This window comes from Parashewanella hymeniacidonis (assembly GCF_016900895.1).
GTDB lineage: Bacteria > Pseudomonadota > Gammaproteobacteria > Enterobacterales > Shewanellaceae > Parashewanella > Parashewanella hymeniacidonis.
The window spans coordinates 1-18,227 of the sequence record NZ_JAFEUN010000025.1 but is presented as its reverse complement, the minus strand read 5'-3'; the positions used below and the strand labels follow the sequence as shown (position 1 = coordinate 18,227).

At 40.1% G+C, this 18,227-nt stretch carries 17 protein-coding genes; 3 read left to right on the top strand and 14 right to left on the bottom strand.

The window, feature by feature from the left end; translation table 11 throughout:
- Position 1: 1 nt before the first annotated feature.
- From JQC92_RS07060 to JQC92_RS07050, 3 genes are read right to left on the bottom strand one after another with little or no spacing between them, the layout of a single operon-like run.
- The gene (locus tag JQC92_RS07060) at positions 2–736 is read right to left on the bottom strand and encodes an ABC transporter ATP-binding protein (RefSeq protein ID WP_204998991.1); all 735 of its coding nucleotides are present in this window, start codon (positions 734–736) and stop codon (positions 2–4) included.
- 15 nt (positions 737–751) lie between these two features.
- Positions 752–934 (bottom strand): hypothetical protein, encoded by a 183-nt coding sequence (locus JQC92_RS07055; protein ID WP_204998990.1) that lies wholly within the window; start codon positions 932–934, stop codon positions 752–754.
- A gap of 12 nt (positions 935–946) precedes the next feature.
- A complete protein-coding gene (locus JQC92_RS07050) occupies positions 947–2,212 on the bottom strand; it encodes an efflux RND transporter periplasmic adaptor subunit (protein WP_204998989.1) in 1,266 nt (421 codons plus the stop codon).
- A 456-nt stretch (positions 2,213–2,668) separates the two neighbouring features.
- On the opposite strand from JQC92_RS07050, the gene JQC92_RS07045 reads away from it, so the two are divergent.
- Positions 2,669–3,232, top strand: coding sequence for a hypothetical protein (locus JQC92_RS07045; protein ID WP_204998988.1), 564 nt, complete (start codon positions 2,669–2,671; stop codon positions 3,230–3,232).
- A 201-nt stretch (positions 3,233–3,433) separates the two neighbouring features.
- On the opposite strand, the gene JQC92_RS07040 is transcribed toward JQC92_RS07045, so the two are convergent.
- From JQC92_RS07040 to cobO, 3 genes are read right to left on the bottom strand one after another with little or no spacing between them, the layout of a single operon-like run.
- A complete protein-coding gene (locus JQC92_RS07040; protein WP_204998987.1) occupies positions 3,434–3,817 on the bottom strand; it encodes an MAPEG family protein in 384 nt (127 codons plus the stop codon).
- Between the two features lie 11 nt (positions 3,818–3,828).
- Positions 3,829–4,692, bottom strand: a complete 864-nt coding sequence (locus tag JQC92_RS07035) for a cobalamin-binding protein (protein ID WP_420851302.1) — start codon at positions 4,690–4,692, stop codon at positions 3,829–3,831.
- The gene (gene cobO, locus JQC92_RS07030) at positions 4,692–5,279 is read right to left on the bottom strand and encodes a cob(I)yrinic acid a,c-diamide adenosyltransferase (RefSeq protein WP_239480443.1); all 588 of its coding nucleotides are present in this window, start codon (positions 5,277–5,279) and stop codon (positions 4,692–4,694) included. The genes JQC92_RS07035 and cobO overlap by 1 nt, the downstream gene beginning before the upstream one ends.
- Before the next feature lie 237 nt (positions 5,280–5,516).
- Between cobO and JQC92_RS07025 the strand changes: the two genes are divergently transcribed.
- Positions 5,517–6,326, top strand: a complete 810-nt coding sequence (locus JQC92_RS07025) for an RING finger domain-containing protein (RefSeq protein ID WP_204998985.1) — start codon at positions 5,517–5,519, stop codon at positions 6,324–6,326.
- Here the strand turns inward: JQC92_RS07025 and JQC92_RS07020 are convergent.
- From JQC92_RS07020 to JQC92_RS06985, 8 genes are all read right to left on the bottom strand, one after another.
- On the bottom strand, positions 6,298–7,794 hold the full coding sequence (locus tag JQC92_RS07020) for a cobyric acid synthase (protein ID WP_239480442.1): 1,497 nt from the start codon (positions 7,792–7,794) through the stop codon (positions 6,298–6,300). The two genes, JQC92_RS07025 and JQC92_RS07020, sit on opposite strands and share 29 nt — an antisense overlap.
- Complete coding sequence (gene cobU, locus JQC92_RS07015; protein ID WP_204998984.1) at positions 7,794–8,315, bottom strand: bifunctional adenosylcobinamide kinase/adenosylcobinamide-phosphate guanylyltransferase; 522 nt, start codon at positions 8,313–8,315, stop codon at positions 7,794–7,796. The genes JQC92_RS07020 and cobU overlap by 1 nt, the downstream gene beginning before the upstream one ends.
- A complete protein-coding gene (locus JQC92_RS07010) occupies positions 8,312–9,115 on the bottom strand; it encodes an adenosylcobinamide-GDP ribazoletransferase (RefSeq protein WP_204998983.1) in 804 nt (267 codons plus the stop codon). The genes cobU and JQC92_RS07010 overlap by 4 nt, the downstream gene beginning before the upstream one ends.
- Positions 9,102–10,151: a nicotinate-nucleotide--dimethylbenzimidazole phosphoribosyltransferase gene (gene cobT, locus JQC92_RS07005; RefSeq protein WP_204998982.1), complete on the bottom strand. Its 1,050-nt coding sequence runs from the start codon at positions 10,149–10,151 to the stop codon at positions 9,102–9,104. The genes JQC92_RS07010 and cobT overlap by 14 nt, the downstream gene beginning before the upstream one ends.
- Before the next feature lies 1 nt (position 10,152).
- Positions 10,153–11,199 carry a FecCD family ABC transporter permease gene (locus JQC92_RS07000; RefSeq protein ID WP_204998981.1) on the bottom strand — a complete coding sequence of 349 codons (1,047 nt, stop codon included), beginning with the start codon at positions 11,197–11,199 and terminating at the stop codon, positions 10,153–10,155.
- Positions 11,196–12,014 (bottom strand): ABC transporter ATP-binding protein, encoded by an 819-nt coding sequence (locus JQC92_RS06995; protein ID WP_204998980.1) that lies wholly within the window; start codon positions 12,012–12,014, stop codon positions 11,196–11,198. Before JQC92_RS06995 ends, JQC92_RS07000 begins: the two co-directional genes overlap by 4 nt.
- 19 nt (positions 12,015–12,033) lie before the next feature.
- A complete protein-coding gene (locus tag JQC92_RS06990; RefSeq protein WP_204998979.1) occupies positions 12,034–12,663 on the bottom strand; it encodes a histidine phosphatase family protein in 630 nt (209 codons plus the stop codon).
- Between the two features lie 267 nt (positions 12,664–12,930).
- On the bottom strand, positions 12,931–14,082 hold the full coding sequence (locus JQC92_RS06985; protein ID WP_204998978.1) for a hypothetical protein: 1,152 nt from the start codon (positions 14,080–14,082) through the stop codon (positions 12,931–12,933).
- 193 nt (positions 14,083–14,275) lie between these two features.
- Here JQC92_RS06985 and metH point away from each other — a divergent pair, with 193 nt between their 5' ends.
- Positions 14,276–18,010, top strand: coding sequence for a methionine synthase (metH, locus tag JQC92_RS06980; protein ID WP_204998977.1), 3,735 nt, complete (start codon positions 14,276–14,278; stop codon positions 18,008–18,010).
- Positions 18,011–18,227: the final 217 nt, after the last annotated feature.

Genomic DNA, 18,227 nt, shown 5'->3' with positions numbered 1-18,227 from the left:
CTTAAGCCGTTGCTTCTTCTAATGCTTCACTTTTTTCTTCAACAACGGCTTCAGCTTGCGGCTGATACATAGTGAAATCACACACTTGACCATCAACAATTTGGATATTGCGCTCTGCACGACGTGCTAGCTCTGGATCATGAGTCACCATAATAATGGTGGTTCCTTGGCGATTAATATCTTCTAGCAATTCCATCACTTGACGTGCCATTAAACTGTCTAAGTTACCTGTTGGCTCATCGGCAAGTAAGAAACGAGGGCTACCCGCTAAAGCTCTAGCGATTGCTACACGCTGCTGTTGACCACCCGAAAGTTGCGACGGTAAATGCTTTTGACGAGAGGCTAAGCCGACTTTTTCGAGTGCATCGTTCACTCGTTGTTTGCGCTCTGCACTGCTCACTCCACGGTAACGTAATGGCACTTCTACGTTTTCAGCAAGATTAAGGTCTGGAATTAAGTTAAATCCTTGAAAAATAAAGCCGATTTTCTCATTACGAATTTTAGCTAGTTGGTTATCACTTAATTTAGCAACATCAATACCATCAAGCAGAAACTCACCGTCAGTGAATGACTCCAATAACCCTGCGATATTTAGAAAAGTGGTTTTACCTGAACCAGAAGGCCCAGTAACGGCAACGAACTCACCTTCTTTTACGTGCAAATCAAACTCTCTTAATGCATGAGTTTCGACTAAATCCGTTTTAAATACTTTGTTGATTTTCTTCATTGACAACATAGGTATATCCCTTCTTTAAAATATAAATTCGATAATTGTGTAAACAAAAATTGGTAAATCTGTAACTTGATTAATCCGCTCTGTTAGCTCTACGGCATTGGCTCCGAAGGCAAACCAGTTATTAAAGTCAGGTAATGCTGAATCAATGGCTAAGGCGAAAACTCCAAGTGCCACTAGACTCATTATTTTTTCTTTCATGTTCGTATACCTTTACTGTCTGACTCGAAGTGTGTCAGCATCCTTAAAGCTTTCTAAATCGGAAACAATCCACACATCGCCCTCTTTCGCACCTGATGTCACTTCGATATGGCTCATGCTACGAGCACCTAATTTGATTGGAATTTGTTTCGCTAACTCATCCTCAACTTTGTAGGTATAACGGCCACCTGTTGAGTTGATAAATGCGCCTTTTTTCACCATTAATACGTTAGGCTTATTTTCGAGCAATACCCGAGCTGATAAACGCTGGTTCTGACGAAGTTTAATGGACTGGTTATGTTCGAAACGGACACGTGTTGTGACTTCACGATTACGTACTTCAGGAGAAATGGATGACAGCTTACCCATCATTTTGCTGCCTGCAATATTAAGCTCAACATCCATACCTAAGCCAAGCTCATCTGCATAAGATTCAGAAACCGAGAGCTCAGCTTCAAAGGCGCTTAGGTCAACAACTGTCAATACTGGCTGGCTAGCCGCAATACGTGCCTTTTGTTCTACTAGCCAGTTACCAATAATGCCGTCAACGGGCGCTTTAATTTCGAGATCTGCAAGCTGTCTTTCGAGTTCTGAAACAACTAGAGCTTGTCTGTCAACTTCTAAGGTTTTGTTTTTGACTTCAAAAGCTAAGCGATCTTCCATCAACTCTGCTTCTTTTTCTGCATGAGCATGTGACAGTTTTGCTTTTTCCAAGTCATCCTTACTTTTCTCAAAATCGATTTTAGAAATAAGGTTGTCTTCAATCAGTAAATCACTGCGGCGACTTTCTCTGTCCGCAGCGGACAGTTCAACTTTAGCCATGTCTAGACTGCGATTTGCGGTGAGTTGATCGCGCCTTGCATCCAGTTTTGCTCGCTCTAATTCGCTCTGCATACCAGCAAGCAATGCTTGCTGTTGTTGTAAGCGACTTTGAAGGTTAGGACTTCTTATGATGGCAAGAATCTCACCCTTTGACACTGAGTCACCAGGTTTTTTCTCAAGAGTAACGATACCTTCCTCAGTTGAATACAAAACAGGGGCATTGGCAGCAACAATTTTACCTGTCGCTGCGATATCTCTAATTAGCGTGCCACGGGTCACGGTAGATAAACGTAAATCGGATTTGTTCACTGATTTAGATGCAGATTCACCACTAAACGTAAACCATGCTGCAGAGCCAATGGCTAAAGCAATCACTGCAAACATGACTAACTTCTTGTGTTTCGCGGCATTGCCTGGTTGAACTTTGACGTCCTGTGCGCTGGTGTCCTTGATCATTGTATTTATCCGATTAACTAAGTCTAATCTGATTAATACAAATGTCGTGCCAAACAATAAAAACCTTTAAATTCAACGCATTAGGCGAATCAATAAGTTTAGATATTATCAATGAAGTGTCCGCGGACACTCTATATTCTGTCCGTACATTGCAAGTGTCCGCATGATACACAAAGGGAGAGTAAAATGTTGATAGCGAGATTTACCATTCACCCATAAAAATCTTTAATATGATCGCTTTCATGAAAGTATCGTCAATGACCATGAGAAAGTGTGGATATATTCTTATCTAAACTATGATAGTTCGATAAATGCTTTTTGTTAAAGCCACTGCCGTATTTCAAAAGACGTATCTGCTGAAACTTAAAAACATCTTTGTTTGTAAGGAAATTAATAATAGGAGTATTAATCAGGTGTTTTAACAGCAGCCCTTCCTCATCTCTAAGGAGATCAACAATGTTGAAACACATGATTTATACCAGTGTTGCGTTAGCTATTGCCTCAACGTCACTAGTAGCAAGAGCTTCTGAAAGCAACATCGTGAACCCGCAAACTCCATCGTCTAATATTAACCAACAGTCCGATATTAATAGTCAACAATCAAGTATTCCAGCTAAAAATATTGTGCCAGCTAAGGCAATTGATGCCTATGAAGGGCTAGAGATGGGCTACCGAGGAACCATAAATGCCCATCTTAGATACTGCAGGTTAATGAACAACTCCGATATTCCTCAAATGATACAATTTAGAAAGGTATTCTTTTCTAGTGATAAAGGCTCAAAGGTGACTCTTGACCCATTTGGTAATGCCCAAACGGTGTATCATTTTAACAACTCAAATGAAGTATATAATTCAGATCTTGATCGAATTCGAGTAAAACGTTTTATAGAAATTGGAAAAAACTATTCAAGAGTCGTTATTAGAACCGCTAAAGATAATGGCAGCGAAGGAAAAATAAAACCAGTTTGGAGTACATTTGAATATAAATGCAATAATCGTAGTGTTCACTTTCTTAGATAAGAAAAATTGGAGAGCTTATGCTCTCCAATACTTAAGCTAGGGTGTGTCGATCTTTCAGGGTTAAATTTGAGCATTTATCTGTTTAAGGCGTGAGTAATGAAGTTTAGCCATCTAAAGTAAGTTGCTCACAACACAGAACAAGGAGCGGTTAAAAACATCAAAAAAAGAGCGCGCGAAAATAAGCTGACAGATCAACACGCCCTAAAGAGTTTGCAAAAAAATACCAATTGAACAACCAATAGCAACAAACCAAGAAAGTGAACGTGACGTCGATAAGTCCATCAGATACAGAATATGATAAACAACTCTTGCCACTACATGGGCTATTGCCATTATAACTACCGCTTCATTGACGTTATTTGTTGCGATTACCGTTAATACGGCAACAGCAAACACCAACAAAGATTCAAACGCATTTTGGTGTGCAGCAAGCGCCCTAGCACCAAAACCTGTTAACCGTGCCTGCTGTGCTCTTGGGTGGTGATTGTCGTAACCATCAAGTTTTGCCATTGCATAAGCGACTGGGGCTTTAGCTAAGTAAGGTAAAATTAACGTGATGAATAAACAGAGTAATAGTGTGCTCATATGAAATCCTTTTAATTTCTCGCTTTATCTAATGCATGACAAACGGCTTTGATACCTAAAATAGCTCTTGGAGTGGGCCTGTGCAATAAGTCGGCATCCAATTGATAAATATGATGCATCTTTACCGCTGGAATCGTTGACCATTTACTCCAGTCAACACCAATGACATTGCCTTTATCTTGACTTTGCAAGATCACTCGAGGCTCAGTAAGCAACACATTTTCAATACTTACCTGCGGATAATCGCTGCTGGCATTGTAAAATACATTATCACCATTACAGGCAGAAATCAGTTGCTGAATCCAACTGTTCTTGGCAACGGTCATTAACGGGTTTGACCATAACTGATAAAACACTTTTATTTTGGTTTTATCAGCATTGTCAGTTCTAATTTGCTTAAGTTTCTGTTGGTATTTTTCAGCTACAGTATGAGCTTGCTGTGAATGTCCTGTGAGTTTTCCAAGTTGGAATAGATCGTTCGCCACATCATCTAACGTACTAGGTGAGCTATCATAAAGATTTAATCCCAGCTCTTTTAATCGCTTGATGTCATCGGGTTTATTACCTTTTCCCCAGACTACAATCAAATCAGGATTTAGCTCTAACACCCGTTCAATTTGAATACCGTGGTAACCACCAATCGATGGAATAGATTTCGCCTGCTCAGGGAAGTCAGCGTGATCTACTGCAGCAACAATTTGATCACCAGCACCAATCGCAAATAACTGCTCAACCGCATGAGGAGATAAGGCAATAATTCGCTTAGCAGGTTTGGCGGTAGCAACATTTACCAATGAAAGAGTACAGAAAAAAAATAGGAAGACACTGGATACCTGCCTTCGCTGGTATGACGGCATAAAAGCAAAAGTTTTCATTAGTAATCAAACCCTACCTGAGCTTTAATACCCGCTTCAAAAGCGTGTTTAATCGGCTTCACTTCACTTACCGTATCTGCCAAATCAATCAATTTACGATGACAAGCACGCCCAGTAATAATCACATGCTGCATTTTAGGACGGTTATTTAAGGCTTGAATGACTCTCTCAACATCCAAATAGTGGTAACTCACCATATAAGTTAATTCATCAAGCAAAACGCAATCAATTGATTCGTCAGATAGTAACTTTTCAGCAGATTCCCATGCGCTCAATGCCGCAGCGGTATCTTTTTCTTTGTCTTGAGTCTCCCATGTAAAACCTGTGCCCATTACATGAAACTCAACGCCAACGTTTTCAAGCAAGTTACGCTCACCACAAGCCCAAGTACCCTTAATAAACTGAACAACAGCAGCCTTATTACCATGACCTACAGCTCTAGCAACCGTACCAAATCCAGATGTGGATTTACCCTTGCCGTTTCCAGTGAGTACCAACAAAACTCCCTTCTCTTCTTGTGCAGCTTCAATTTTTGCATCGACGGTTTCTTTTAACTTTTGCTGACGCTGTTTATGTTTCTCACTCATAACTCTCTCCCAGTCATGATTTAGACTCTTGCAATATAAAATAAACTTAATCACGACTACAGTCATTTAAGCTAAAACAGAAAATTCAACGTTAATTTATAAAACAAGAAGCTAAAACACTTATAAAATTAGTTAGTTATTTTAAGTTATGTTAGTGACAAACTAAACAATAATTAACTGGTTGTTTTGAGTTAGAAAACTGACAATAAAGCAACTCTTTAAGATTGGATATAAATTATGACTGTTTTGTATAAGTATACTCCAGCAACTCTATATGAATGCGGTAAATTTACCGAGTTTTCCCATGAACAAATTGAGAATGATTCAGCTCTAAGTGAAGCTATTAAAGAAAGCTGCCCGATTTGTTTAGTCGAATTAAATAAAGAAACATATGCAATTGCAGCAAATTGTTGCAAGAAATCATTTCACACAAGCTGCTTACTTACTTGGCTTAATCGTCATCAATATATAGCAAATTGCCCGCAATGCCGAGTTCAGATGATTGAACTAAAGGATTCGTTCAAAACTTCATTGACAGATGTTTACAATGCTTCAGTTCCTGAAAATTTTAAGGTTCTGGCCACTGTTAGAAAGAATGTTACGGCTGAGGAAGTGCAAATAAATCAATTACAACAACTCGATGTTAATGAAAGTGTAATTGACCTTGATCATGAACTTGCACACCAATTGGAATGGCATGAATTACTTGAACACCAGAACAGAGCACCATTTCGAGGAGAACCAGTTGCTCAACAAGAGTTACAAGCGGAGAATGATGGTGAACAACCAAATTTAGCCCCTGACGCTGCAATTGCAAACCCTGTTGTCAGGGAGGTTTTACCAGCCATTAATCAACCACTACAGGTTGGCGATCCTGAGCAAAGACAGATTCCGGGGCAAAGAGCTAGATTCACACTTCAAAATGTCAAAGTATTTTTTGTAAAAACAGGACATTGTTTTTCCTGTGCGACAAAGCTATTCTTTAATTCTCTGACTACGCTCAATAGAACCGCACCTATTATGCCGGTAAATCGTACACTTGTTTAATATCGCAATGTTTGCTTAAAACATCAGCCAATCTTTCTATTTGCTGCTCTCTAATTTCAAAAATATCAATCGTTTGTTCAGTTTTTAGCCCAGTCCACTTCAATAGAAGCTTTAGGCTTTCAGGCTTATCAAATAATCCATGTACATAAGTCGCTAAGGTTTGGTTATCGCTAGAAATTACACCATCAACCTTAACGCTACTATCGCATTCAAGTTCAATGGCGTGTTGGCAGCTTTCAGTATATTCCGATTCACCACAATGAATTTCATATCCTTTAACTTCAACTTTATCTTGCTCCAAGATTAAATGCCCAGTGACGTTTTTCAGATGTTTTACAGGATTGAGCTTAGTGGTAATTGGCAAATATCCTAAACCCGTTTCGTGAGTGATACTTCCTTCGACAGCAAATTGGTCAGCAATGTCTTGTCCGAGCATTTGATAACCGCCACAGATTCCTATCAGCTTGCCGCCATAGCGTAAGTGCTTTTGAATCGCAGCCTGCCACTTAGACAATTTCAGTGCCCTTAAATCCTCAATCACATTTTTGCTTCCAGGTAGAATAATCAAGTCGGCCTTATATCGATTGGGGTCATCAGTTAAGCGTGCATAATTAAACTCAACGTCAGGGTGTAATCGCAATGGTTCGAAATCAGTGTGGTTGCTGATCCTTGGTAAAACGATCACGACGACTTTAAGCTTGGTCGGTTGTTTCTGAATTTGATGTTGTGGAATCGCATCTTCCGCATCAAGATGTAAACCGTCTAAATAAGGTAACACGCCTAAAACAGGCTTACCTGTATATTCTTCAAGCCAATCTAAACCAGATTGCAATAAACTGATATCACCACGAAAGCGGTTTATCACAAAGCCTTTAACTCTAGCTTGCTCAGATTCAGATAATAGCGCTAACGTTCCAACTAAATGAGCAAACACACCGCCTTTATCAATATCAGCAATAATAATAACAGGACAATCAGCGGCTTCAGCAAAGCCCATATTGGCGATATCGCCTTCTCTTAGGTTGATTTCAGCAGGACTCCCTGCACCTTCAACCACCACATAATCAAATTCAGAGGTTAGGCGGTTATATGACTCAAGCACGGCCTTCATTGCCTTGGCTTTGTAATTAAGTCCTTGCTTCCCCCAAAACTCACTCGCTTCAAGTGTTGTTAACGCTTTGCCATGTACTATTACCTGCGCTCGCCTGTCTGAGCTAGGTTTTAATAAAATGGGATTAAAGTCGATTCTAAGCGGCTGCTCAGCAGCAACGGCCTGCAATGCTTGGGCTCGACCAATTTCACCACCGTCTTCTGTAACCGCACTGTTCAATGCCATATTTTGTGGTTTAAATGGTGCAACCTTATGGCCTTTTTTAGCCAATACTCGGCATAAACCAGCAACTAGTGTACTTTTACCTGCATCGGATGTTGTGCCTTGCACCATTAAAGTTTTAGCCACTTTTTGCATTAGCTCTTTAACTCCAGAGGAAGGCCGGCAATAACTAAAGTGACGTTATCAGCTATCGTTGCAATCGCTTGATTTAACCAGCCTGCTTCATCAACAAACTTACGGGAAAGCTCACCGAGTGGCACTATGCCGCTACCTACTTCATTAGAGACTAAGACAATATTTTGCTGAGATTGAGACAGGAAACTTAATAACTCAGGTTTACGCTGCTGCCAAGTCGATTCATCATTGAGGAGTTCATTGGTCAATAACAGGGTAAGACAGTCAACAAGAATAACAGCATCTTCAGGCAAGCTTTTTAGTGATGAAGTTAGATCTAGCGGACACTCAATCAAGTTCCAATTGATTCCAGCTTCATCTCGCTGAAACTGATGATGCTTAATGCGGTGTGCCATCTCATCATCTTTTGCTTGAGCGGTTGCGATATAAACAGGTGCTGCACCAGCTGAAATTTGAGCGATGATTGATTCAGCATAACGACTTTTGCCACTCCTTGCTCCACCTAAAACCAAATGAATCATCCGTGGGCTCCCAACAGTAATAGCGCTGTATAAATGACAACTTCGCTGATTTGTTGCGCTGCACCTAATGTATCACCCGTGTAGCCACCAATTTGTTTGCGAAACCATAGTACAGTAAGAAAACGTGTTATCGAAAGCAGTACCAATAAACAAATGGCTGTGGACCCATCAAGAGTGAACAAAATTACTAATCCAGTGGTCATTAAGATGAGCAACTCATTCCAGCTTTGCTCATTTGCCAATGGCTTAGATTTAGAATCGTCCGATTCACGAACGTACTCTTCAGTAAAAATAATGCTCGCCGCGAATACACGACTTAAGCCGTGACTGGCGATGATAGCAATCACGGCATAATTAGGATCATAAAGCGCTAACTCCACCAGCAACTGCCACTTCATGCCAATAGCCAAAATTAACGCTAAAGTGCCATAACTCCCTAAACGGGAATCTTTCATAATTTTTAGCTTGTCATCGGATTTCCAGCCTCCGCCGAAACCGTCTGCGGTATCTGCAAGCCCGTCTTCATGGAATGCTCCTGTAATTAGTACACTGGCGATGATTGATAAAATAACAGCAATCGATGGAGGTAAATAAAGCTGCGCACACCAAAAAACACAGGACGATAACGTGCCAATCACCAAGCCCACGACACCAAAGTAGCGGCTGGCCTGATTTAATTTAGTCGCATCTACATCAACCCAAGCAGGCATAGGAATACGAGAAAAAAAGCCTAAAGCAATAAAGAATAAATCCAGTTGTAGATGCCAATTTTTTTTGTGCTGTGCTTTATTCAACGACATTGTCGACTTTTGCCTCTTCAAAACTCGCCATTTGATGATAAAACGCTAAGGCAGATTCAATTAATGGAAGTGCCAATACCGCTCCTGTTCCCTCACCTAAACGTAATCCTATATCTAACAAAGGCGTAGCGGAAAGTTCATTCAGTAATACTTCATGAGCTTGCTCTTGTGACTTATGAGAAAAAATCATGTAGTCACGAGACTCTGGCGCAATGTGATAGGCAAATAAAGCGGCAACAGACACGATAAAACCGTCGATAACGACTAACTTTTTTTGCTCAGCGGCGGAGAGAATTGCACCAACCAATTGTACGATTTCAAAGCCACCTAAACAGACGAGAATCGAAATAGGATCGTTAAGATGCGCTTTATGCAAAGCTAAGGCTTCATCAATGTATGCTACCTTGTCGCTTAAGCTTTCATTATCAATACCAGTGCCTAAGCCAACGGTTTTTTCAGCAGGTAATTTCAGCAATGCCGACATTAATGCCGAAGCACTACTGGTGTTTCCGATCCCCATTTCACCAAAAGCAAAAATATTTTTACCACTGTCAACACAGGCATTGACCAATGTTTTAGCGTAAAGAAAACCTTGTTTAACTTGTTCACTGGTCATCGCCGCTTGCTGATGAAAGGGATTTGTACCACTTCCTAACCTTTGATTGACTAAACTTGGATTGCCTAGATTTGGCACATAATTGAGTTCAGCTTTTAAGCCACAATCAACGACCTGAAGCGGGTAGTTATGCTGGTTACAAAACACGTTGATACCAGCGCCTCCTACGGCAAAATTGGCGACCATTTGTTGAGTAACAACACTCGGTGCAATGGACACACCAAAGTCAGCAATGCCGTGCTCTGCCGCAAAAACAATAACTTGTGGTTTGAGCTTTTGGGTGTTCTCACCCAAGACTTTCACGACTTGAAAAGCAGTGGTTTCAAGCAGGCCTAATGCCCCCAAAGGCTTGGTTTTATTATTAATGTGATGCTGAATAATCGAATCATTTTCAGCCGATAGCTTTGTAATATTAAACAAGTTAAGACCTTTTTTGCCTTGAAAGCAGGAAAATAAAAAACACACTACCAATAGCGGCAGTAATAATGCCTACAGGTAATTCTTGATTCGCTAACAAGGTTCGCGCCAATACATCAACCCAAACCATAAAACTTGCCCCTAAAAAGGCCGTTAAAAAGAATGGTGATTGGTTTGGAAACAACATTCTCACCGCATGCGGGATCATCAAGCCGACAAAGCCAATCCCCCCACATGCCGCAACAAGTGTCGCAGTTAGCAAGCTGCAAACCAGTAAAATACCTAAACGCACTTTAGCGACATTAATCCCCAATGTATGCGCCGTTTCATCACCTAATTGCAAAGCTGCCGTTAAACGTCTGAATAGCCACAGGCAAATAAAACATAACGCAACGATAACAAATGGCATTGTCAGGTTATCCCAAGAGGCTTTTGTAAAGCTCCCTAGGCTCCAAAATAGCACAGCGGCTGCAGCACGAGGATCTGCAAAATACAACATCAAGCTGCTCAGTGCACCAAACATGAATGATACCGCCACGCCGGCCAGCAACATTCTTTCAGCTAGCTGCGCTAGTCCTCTTCCAGAGAGCGCAATCACAATCACCACTGACAAGCTAGCACCAATAAAGGCTGCCATTGAAAGCCCGATGTGACCAAAGCTACTTAACACAGCAACTTGGCTGCTAAATAGGGTCAAATATGTGATGGCACCAAGTGAAGCTCCTGAGCTGATACCAAATAAAAATGGGTCAGCTAATGGGTTTCGTAATACGGTTTGTAATGCATGCCCTGCAATCGCTAATCCGCTACCTGCCAATGCTGCCAATAAGACTCTGGGCAATCGCAATTCGATGATAATTCGGTCAATGATGTTAACTTGATGACTGCTATTCAAAGCATGTAATAAAGCATTAAAAGCTTGAGAAAACGAGACATCAGCCGCACCAAAACCCAAAGAGAAAACAATGCTCACCAATAACAAAAACAAGCTAATGAACAAAGGTATACGGACTGTTGATGCCTTGGCTACTGAAGAAGTTGTTGAGGTCATGACACTTCCTCGGCATATATTTGGACACTTTCTTTTGGCGTGTACCCATAAAAATATTGGATTAGAGGGCGACCATTTTGGGGATGCTCAGTCACTGCGCTACACACACCAAACACGTCAGCAATTCTTTTTTCTGTCAATACTTGTTTCGGTCTGCCTGAAGCTGATACTCGCCCCTCTTCAAGCATCAGTAAATTATCACATAAGCTGCTGGCAAGGTTTAAATCATGAATCGACGCAATTACCGTTATATCAAGACTTTTAACCAGCTCTAAAATCTGAATTTGATAACGGATATCTAGGTGGTTCGTAGGTTCATCCAAAACCAACAATTTGGGTTGCTGCACTATGGCACGCGCAATTAATGCTCTTTGCTTTTCACCACCAGAAAGAAATTTAAAGTTCTGCTTCGCTTTATGGCTGAGTTCTACTTTAGCCAGTGCAGAACTCACGTTCTCATGATCCTTTTTGCTTGTCATTGAAAGAAGACTTTTGTGAGGTGTAAGTCCTAACATCACTAATTGCTCAGTAGTAATATCTAAATTACTCGGTGTATCTTGCTGTACCACAGCTAGACACTTAGCTAATTCATTTGCAGAGTAATTTTTTATCGACCGACCAAAAAGTTGAATTACCCCACTATCTGCTTTAATAAAGCCATAAAGGCAACGAAGTAAGCTGGATTTACCAGAACCGTTTGGACCGATAAGCCCAAGCATTTGACTCTCAGCTAACTCAAGATCGATTTCTGACAATATTTGGTTGCCATCTATCGACCAATTGAGATTTGAAACAGTAAGGGCCGCGTTCTTCAAAATGACTATCTGATTAGATTTAATGTGATTTTGGCCATTGTAACCTTAAATGACGCCGACCGTGATCATCTTCAATCACATTGATTTCAACTACGGCTGCATAAGGTAAATCAAACTCACGAAATAAGTTATGCCCTTTATCTAAACCGAGCGCTAATGCTATTGCCTGACGAATGACACCTGCATGAGTGATCACTAATGCCGTAGGATGCTTTTCTTCATCAATCACTTCGGTATTGGCAAGTAAATCGTCGATGATTTGAGTAATTGCTCCGGTCACTCTCATTTCAAAGACTTCCATTGGCTCACCATTTGGTGGTGGAGTCCTCCAAGGATCATCCCAAAAGGCAGAAAAGGCTTCTGGTTCTTGCTCAAAAATCGCTTTAAATTCTTTGCCGTCCCAATCACCAAAATCGAACTCAGCCAGTGATGGCATCACGATGCCATTATTGTCGTATTTCTCAGCAAAATAAAAACAACGCTTGAGTGGTGAGGTATATACAGAAAGCTCATTTACATCAAAGCGAGAAACAGCATCCCACATTTGCTGCTCACCTTTTGTTGATAAAAGAACATTGGCCAAACCGCGTAGGATTTGGCCACCTTCACATTCACCATGACGTAAAAAAATCAACTTTGCGTTTTTCATTAACCGACCAAAAGTAGTATTCAAAGATATTTCAAATTATAGCCATATAAACATTTATAGTATCAACAATCCAAATTAATTATCTGATCAACCTAAAACGAATTTACTGACTATTTATTTAGAAATTAACTTTTATGAGTTAACCAAACGAAAATATAAAAAGAAAATGTCGAGCCAAAATAAACGACGGACGAATTTGCTCTTCACAAAAATAGATAGCATTCAATTTATTTAAAAAACTGTCATTTACTTGTAACTTACAGTGATTCAGCTTTCACAGCGAATTTTTTTCTCTACCATATGTATCAATGATAAAACTGATTGTTCCATTTCAGATCGCATTTCTTGAAAGTTATTTAGTGATTCAGATTCGTGCACACCATGTGCTAAATCAACAAATTTGACATGTAAGATGGCTTCTCCTTGCTCATTTTTAGTTGGAATTAATAGTAAGCTCGAATCAACTCCAACGATAGACTGGTTTAATAATACGCTTTTTAACTCTTCTAACTCATTTTTAAAACTTATTAATTGGTCAACAGTTAATTGATTTAATTCTCTTTCTATTATTCTTTGAGTATTTCTGAAGTTTGAAAGTCGAGATAAACTTTTTTGAGAATTGTTTGAATAAACGAATGGAACACTAGAAAGGTTGAAAGCCATGTCTTTTACTTTGAGAGTAACTCTACTGGCTTTAGAATACCCATGTAGTATCTTTTCTTCCTTATTATACCTTAAGCTTTTACTTGCAAACTTTAGATCAATAATTGGACCTCTAGAACTTTCATTTGCATATTGTTTACGAACATCTCTCATTATTATTTTTATGCTTCTACAACCTAAGAATTGAGACATATTTCTTACTGTTTCTAACGATTTTAGTTTTGGTAATAAATCATTCCCATTTTCATCCAGCACGGCAAGAAGCTCAGGCATAAAGTTATATAATGAAGGATGATGACTTTCACTATCAAGAAGAGCTCTAACATACATCACTGCTTCATTGTTATTTTGAATAGTTTTAGCAATACAATCTATAACATTTCCAGAAGAATCTATATGACAAGCATTAAGTTGGTCACTTCGCCCAGCTCGTTGATGATTGCATGCCTGTCCAATTTGTATTTTCCCTGTTGCACACTGATGAGGAGCAATGACAGCCATACTTAATCGCTGCTGAATATAACCTTTCAAAACTTCAGCGCTCTTGCCACTATGAGTAAAAGTTAAGCAACCCAGAAATCTCGAGAATGCTGATGAACGATTGCAGTATGCTACTTTCCCATTAATAACTTTAACTTTGTAATTTCTTACCCAGCCATGACTACCTGCTACTGAAAAAATAAAGCCTCCAGTAGTTACTCTCTCGTTGACGAGTATATCTATTTGAGCTTTGGTTTCTGCAGAAATTACAGCCATACATAACCTTAAACGCTTTAAAATCAATTATTACTTTAGGAGAAAACATCAACACAGAACATACCCAATTGTTTAATTTTTTATTACTTTTTATTAATCTATTTTTGATTTAAATACCAAACACATCTGGACACCTAGACGTCCACAGTGTAATTTAACAACAATTCAGTATTTAAGTTTGGTATTGCAACGCATGGATTTAAATTCACAACAGGCTGCTCAATTACATCTACAACTAAAAGATGATCTCCATGATAGAATTCTGCTTCTTGATGGTGCGATGGGAACCATGATCCAGCAACACCAATTGGAAGAAGAGCATTACCGTGGTCAACGTTTTGCAGACTGGTCATGTCCAGTAAAAGGCAACAATGATTTATTAGTTCTTAGTCAGCCAGAAATCATCAAACAAATCCATATTGACTATTTGAATGCTGGCGCAGATATTATTGAAACCAACACTTTCAATGCCACCAGCATTGCCATGGCTGACTATCAAATGGAATCGTTGGTTTATGAAATTAATCACGTTGCCGCTCAGTTAGCCAAACAAGCTGCAAATCAAGTTGAGAGTAAAACTGGAAAGAAACGCTATGTTGCTGGTGTGTTAGGGCCCACTAACCGTACCTGTTCAATCAGCCCAGATGTAAACGATCCCAGCTTTCGAAATGTACACTTTGATGAGTTAGTCGAAGCCTATATTGAAGCTTGCAATGGTTTAATTGATGGCGGCAGTGATATCTTGTTAGTCGAAACTATTTTCGACACGCTCAATGCTAAAGCAGCTTTATTTGCGATAGATAAAGTACTGACGGAACGTTTTTCAACTCACCCTGAACAGCGATTACCGGTGATGATATCAGGCACCATTACCGATGCCTCTGGCAGAACGTTAACAGGACAAACTACCGAAGCATTTTATAACTCTCTTCGACACATAAAACCGATTGCTATTGGCCTTAACTGTGCACTTGGTCCCAAAGAACTTGAGCCTTACGTTCAAGAGTTAACCCGAATTTGTGAATGTCATGTCTCAGTTCATCCGAATGCTGGGCTGCCTAATGAGTTTGGTGGCTATGATGAAACACCAAAACAGATGGCTGATATTATCGAACAATGGGCACAAGCAGGTTACTTGAATATTGTTGGCGGTTGTTGCGGAACAACGCCTGATCATATCGCTGCATTTGCATCAGCGGTTCAACCTCACTCACCGAGAGAACTTCCTAAATTAGCACCTGAATGTCGACTATCAGGCCTAGAAGCAGTAACCATAAAGCCCGAATCACTGTTCGTCAATGTGGGGGAGCGTACTAATGTTACAGGTTCAGCTCGCTTTTTACGTCTGATAAAAGAAGAAGAATACGAAACTGCGCTAGATGTAGCCCGTGTTCAAGTAGAAAACGGAGCTCAGATCATTGATATCAACATGGATGAAGGGATGCTGGATGGCGTTTTTGCCATGCAAAAATTCTTAAATTCAATTGCTTCTGAGCCTGATATCAGCAAAGTTCCTATCATGATCGATTCTTCGAAATGGGGCGTGTTAGAAGCAGGACTTAAATGTATTCAAGGTAAAGGCATCGTTAATTCGATTTCGTTAAAAGAAGGTGAAGCCGCTTTCATTGAGCACGCTCAGTTGATCAAACGTTACGGCGCAGCTGTGATCGTCATGGCATTTGATGAACAAGGGCAAGCTGATACCAAAGCTAGGAAAGTAGAGATCTGCCAGCGAGCTTACGACGTTTTAGTCAATAAAGTTGGTTTCGCTGCTGAAGATATTATCTTTGATCCCAACATCTTTGCTATCGCAACTGGCATTGAAGAACACGATAACTATGCCGTTGATTTTATCGAAGCTACTCGAGAAATAAAACGCACCTGCCCTTATTCGATGATCTCAGGTGGTGTTTCCAATGTCTCATTTTCTTTCCGAGGTAATAATCCTGTTCGTGAAGCCATCCATGCCGTATTCCTCTATTACGCCATTAATGCCGGTATGGATATGGGGATTGTTAATGCTGGTCAATTGGCCATTTTCGATGATATCGACCCTGAACTAAAAAGCTGTGTTGAACGAGTAGTACTCAACCAGCCTTGCCCTAACCCTGACAGTAACAATACTGAGTTATTGCTTGAAGTTGCAGAGCAGTATCGAGGAACAAAAAGCTCAGATGCTGACCACGCTCAAGCCGAATGGCGGAGCTTACCTGTTAATGAACGTTTAGCACACGCATTGGTAAAAGGCATTACCGAATACATTGATGAAGACTCTGAAGAAGCTCGATTAAATGCGGATATACCTCTGGAAGTGATAGAAGGCCCGCTAATGGATGGTATGAACATCGTTGGTGACTTATTCGGTAGCGGAAAAATGTTCCTGCCACAAGTCGTTAAATCTGCAAGAGTAATGAAAAAAGCTGTCGCTTACCTTAACCCTTATATTGAAGCTGAAAAAGTTGAAGGGAAATCCAACGGTAAAATTTTGATGGTTACCGTCAAAGGCGATGTGCATGATATTGGCAAAAATATTGTCGGTGTCGTACTGGCCTGTAATGGCTATCAAGTTATCGATTTAGGCGTAATGGTACCTGTTGAGAAAATTATCAAGGTCGCACAAGAAGAAAACGTCGATATTATTGGTATGTCTGGCTTAATCACCCCAAGCCTTGATGAAATGGTTCACAACGTTAAAGCATTCGAAAAAGCAGGCTTAACCATTCCAGCCATCATTGGCGGTGCTACAACATCAAAAATTCATACAGCAGTCAAAATTGCTCCAAACTACCCTTTTGGTGCCATTTACATCACCGATGCATCTAGAGCTGTACCCATGGTCAGCAAATTAATTAAAGATACCTCTCGTCAAAATGAAATAGATACTATTTACCAAGAATATGACCAATTAAGATTAAAACGTTTATCGCAAGGTAAACGAAAATCCATTGCACCCATCGAACAAGCCAGAGCCAACAAAACGGATATTGATTGGAACAATTATCACCCCATTAAGCCGAAAAAACTTGGGATAACGGTTTTTAATGATTACCCGCTCGATGACTTAGTTGAACGTATCGACTGGACACCCTTTTTTAGAAGCTGGGAGCTTCATGGGCATTTCCCTCGTATTTTAGATGATGAAGTGGTGGGAGAAGAGGCCAGAAAACTCTACGCTGATGGACAAAAAATGCTGAAACAAATCATCGATGAAAAGTGGCTAACCGCAAAAGCGGTGATTGGCTTATTCCCAGCCAGTACCGTAAATCATGATGATATCGAGCTGTATCAAGATGAAAGTCGAACTCAAGTGTTAAAAACTTGCCACCACCTACGGATGCAGATTGAGCGCTTAGGGAATCACAATTTCTGTTTGGCTGATTTCGTTGCCCCTAAAGAAAGCCAAGTTGAAGATTATATGGGCGGATTTTCCGTTACCGCTGGCCATGGTATTGATGAATATGTGAATCGCTTTGAGGCTGACCACGACGATTATAGTGCGATTATGCTTAAGTGCTTAGCCGATCGCTTAGCTGAAGCATTCGCAGAAAGAATGCATGAACGCGTACGCAAAGAGTTTTGGGGCTATGCCAGTAACGAAACCTTAAATAATGAAGCATTGATTAAAGAAAAGTATCAAGGTATTCGCCCTGCTCCAGGGTATCCGGCTTGCCCAGACCACACTGAAAAAGCCACACTGTGGGAGTTACTCAAACCAGATGAGACCATTGGGCTCAATATTACTGAAAACTTTGCCATGTACCCTACTGCGGCCGTGAGTGGTTGGTATTTTTCACACCCCAAATCTCGATATTTTGGGGTAACAAATATCGAAAAAGATCAAGTTGAGAGTTATGCTACTCGTAAAGGAATGAGTATTGAAGAAGCAGAAAAGTGGTTAGCACCTGTTTTGGATTATAATATTGATTAATTTGTTAAATATTGTACTTTGGTGAAAATGATATTGTGAAAGGAATCGATTAATGAAAAGTTATCTTTTTTAGTTGTTGTAGCAATACAAACATCGGAACCCATCAAACATGGGTAACAAATTAAGAAGAAAAATCTGAGGAGAAAAGCTTTATTTTTGAGATAATAAGTCAACCACGACAACTATCAAAATAAAATGGCGATTCTGAACAAAACAC

Excerpts from the sequence above, each read along its gene's own strand:
- JQC92_RS07020 (WP_239480442.1), bottom strand. The coding sequence starts at position 7,794 with ATGCAAAAAGTGGCTAAAACTTTAATGGTGCAAGGCACAACATCCGAT.
- JQC92_RS06985 (WP_204998978.1), bottom strand. The coding sequence starts at position 14,082 with ATGGCTGTAATTTCTGCAGAAACCAAAGCTCAAATAGATATACTCGTC.
- metH (WP_204998977.1), top strand. The coding sequence starts at position 14,276 with ATGGATTTAAATTCACAACAGGCTGCTCAATTACATCTACAACTAAAA.
- JQC92_RS07045 (WP_204998988.1), top strand. The coding sequence starts at position 2,669 with ATGTTGAAACACATGATTTATACCAGTGTTGCGTTAGCTATTGCCTCA.
- JQC92_RS07035 (WP_420851302.1), bottom strand. The coding sequence starts at position 4,692 with ATGAAAACTTTTGCTTTTATGCCGTCATACCAGCGAAGGCAGGTATCC.
- JQC92_RS07060 (WP_204998991.1), bottom strand. The coding sequence starts at position 736 with ATGTTGTCAATGAAGAAAATCAACAAAGTATTTAAAACGGATTTAGTC.
- JQC92_RS07040 (WP_204998987.1), bottom strand. The coding sequence starts at position 3,817 with ATGAGCACACTATTACTCTGTTTATTCATCACGTTAATTTTACCTTAC.
- JQC92_RS07025 (WP_204998985.1), top strand. The coding sequence starts at position 5,517 with ATGACTGTTTTGTATAAGTATACTCCAGCAACTCTATATGAATGCGGT.
- cobU (WP_204998984.1), bottom strand. The coding sequence starts at position 8,315 with ATGATTCATTTGGTTTTAGGTGGAGCAAGGAGTGGCAAAAGTCGTTAT.
- JQC92_RS07000 (WP_204998981.1), bottom strand. The coding sequence starts at position 11,199 with ATGACCTCAACAACTTCTTCAGTAGCCAAGGCATCAACAGTCCGTATA.
- JQC92_RS07010 (WP_204998983.1), bottom strand. The coding sequence starts at position 9,115 with ATGTCGTTGAATAAAGCACAGCACAAAAAAAATTGGCATCTACAACTG.
- JQC92_RS07050 (WP_204998989.1), bottom strand. The coding sequence starts at position 2,212 with ATGATCAAGGACACCAGCGCACAGGACGTCAAAGTTCAACCAGGCAAT.
- JQC92_RS06990 (WP_204998979.1), bottom strand. The coding sequence starts at position 12,663 with ATGAAAAACGCAAAGTTGATTTTTTTACGTCATGGTGAATGTGAAGGT.
- cobO (WP_239480443.1), bottom strand. The coding sequence starts at position 5,279 with ATGAGTGAGAAACATAAACAGCGTCAGCAAAAGTTAAAAGAAACCGTC.
- JQC92_RS07055 (WP_204998990.1), bottom strand. The coding sequence starts at position 934 with ATGAAAGAAAAAATAATGAGTCTAGTGGCACTTGGAGTTTTCGCCTTA.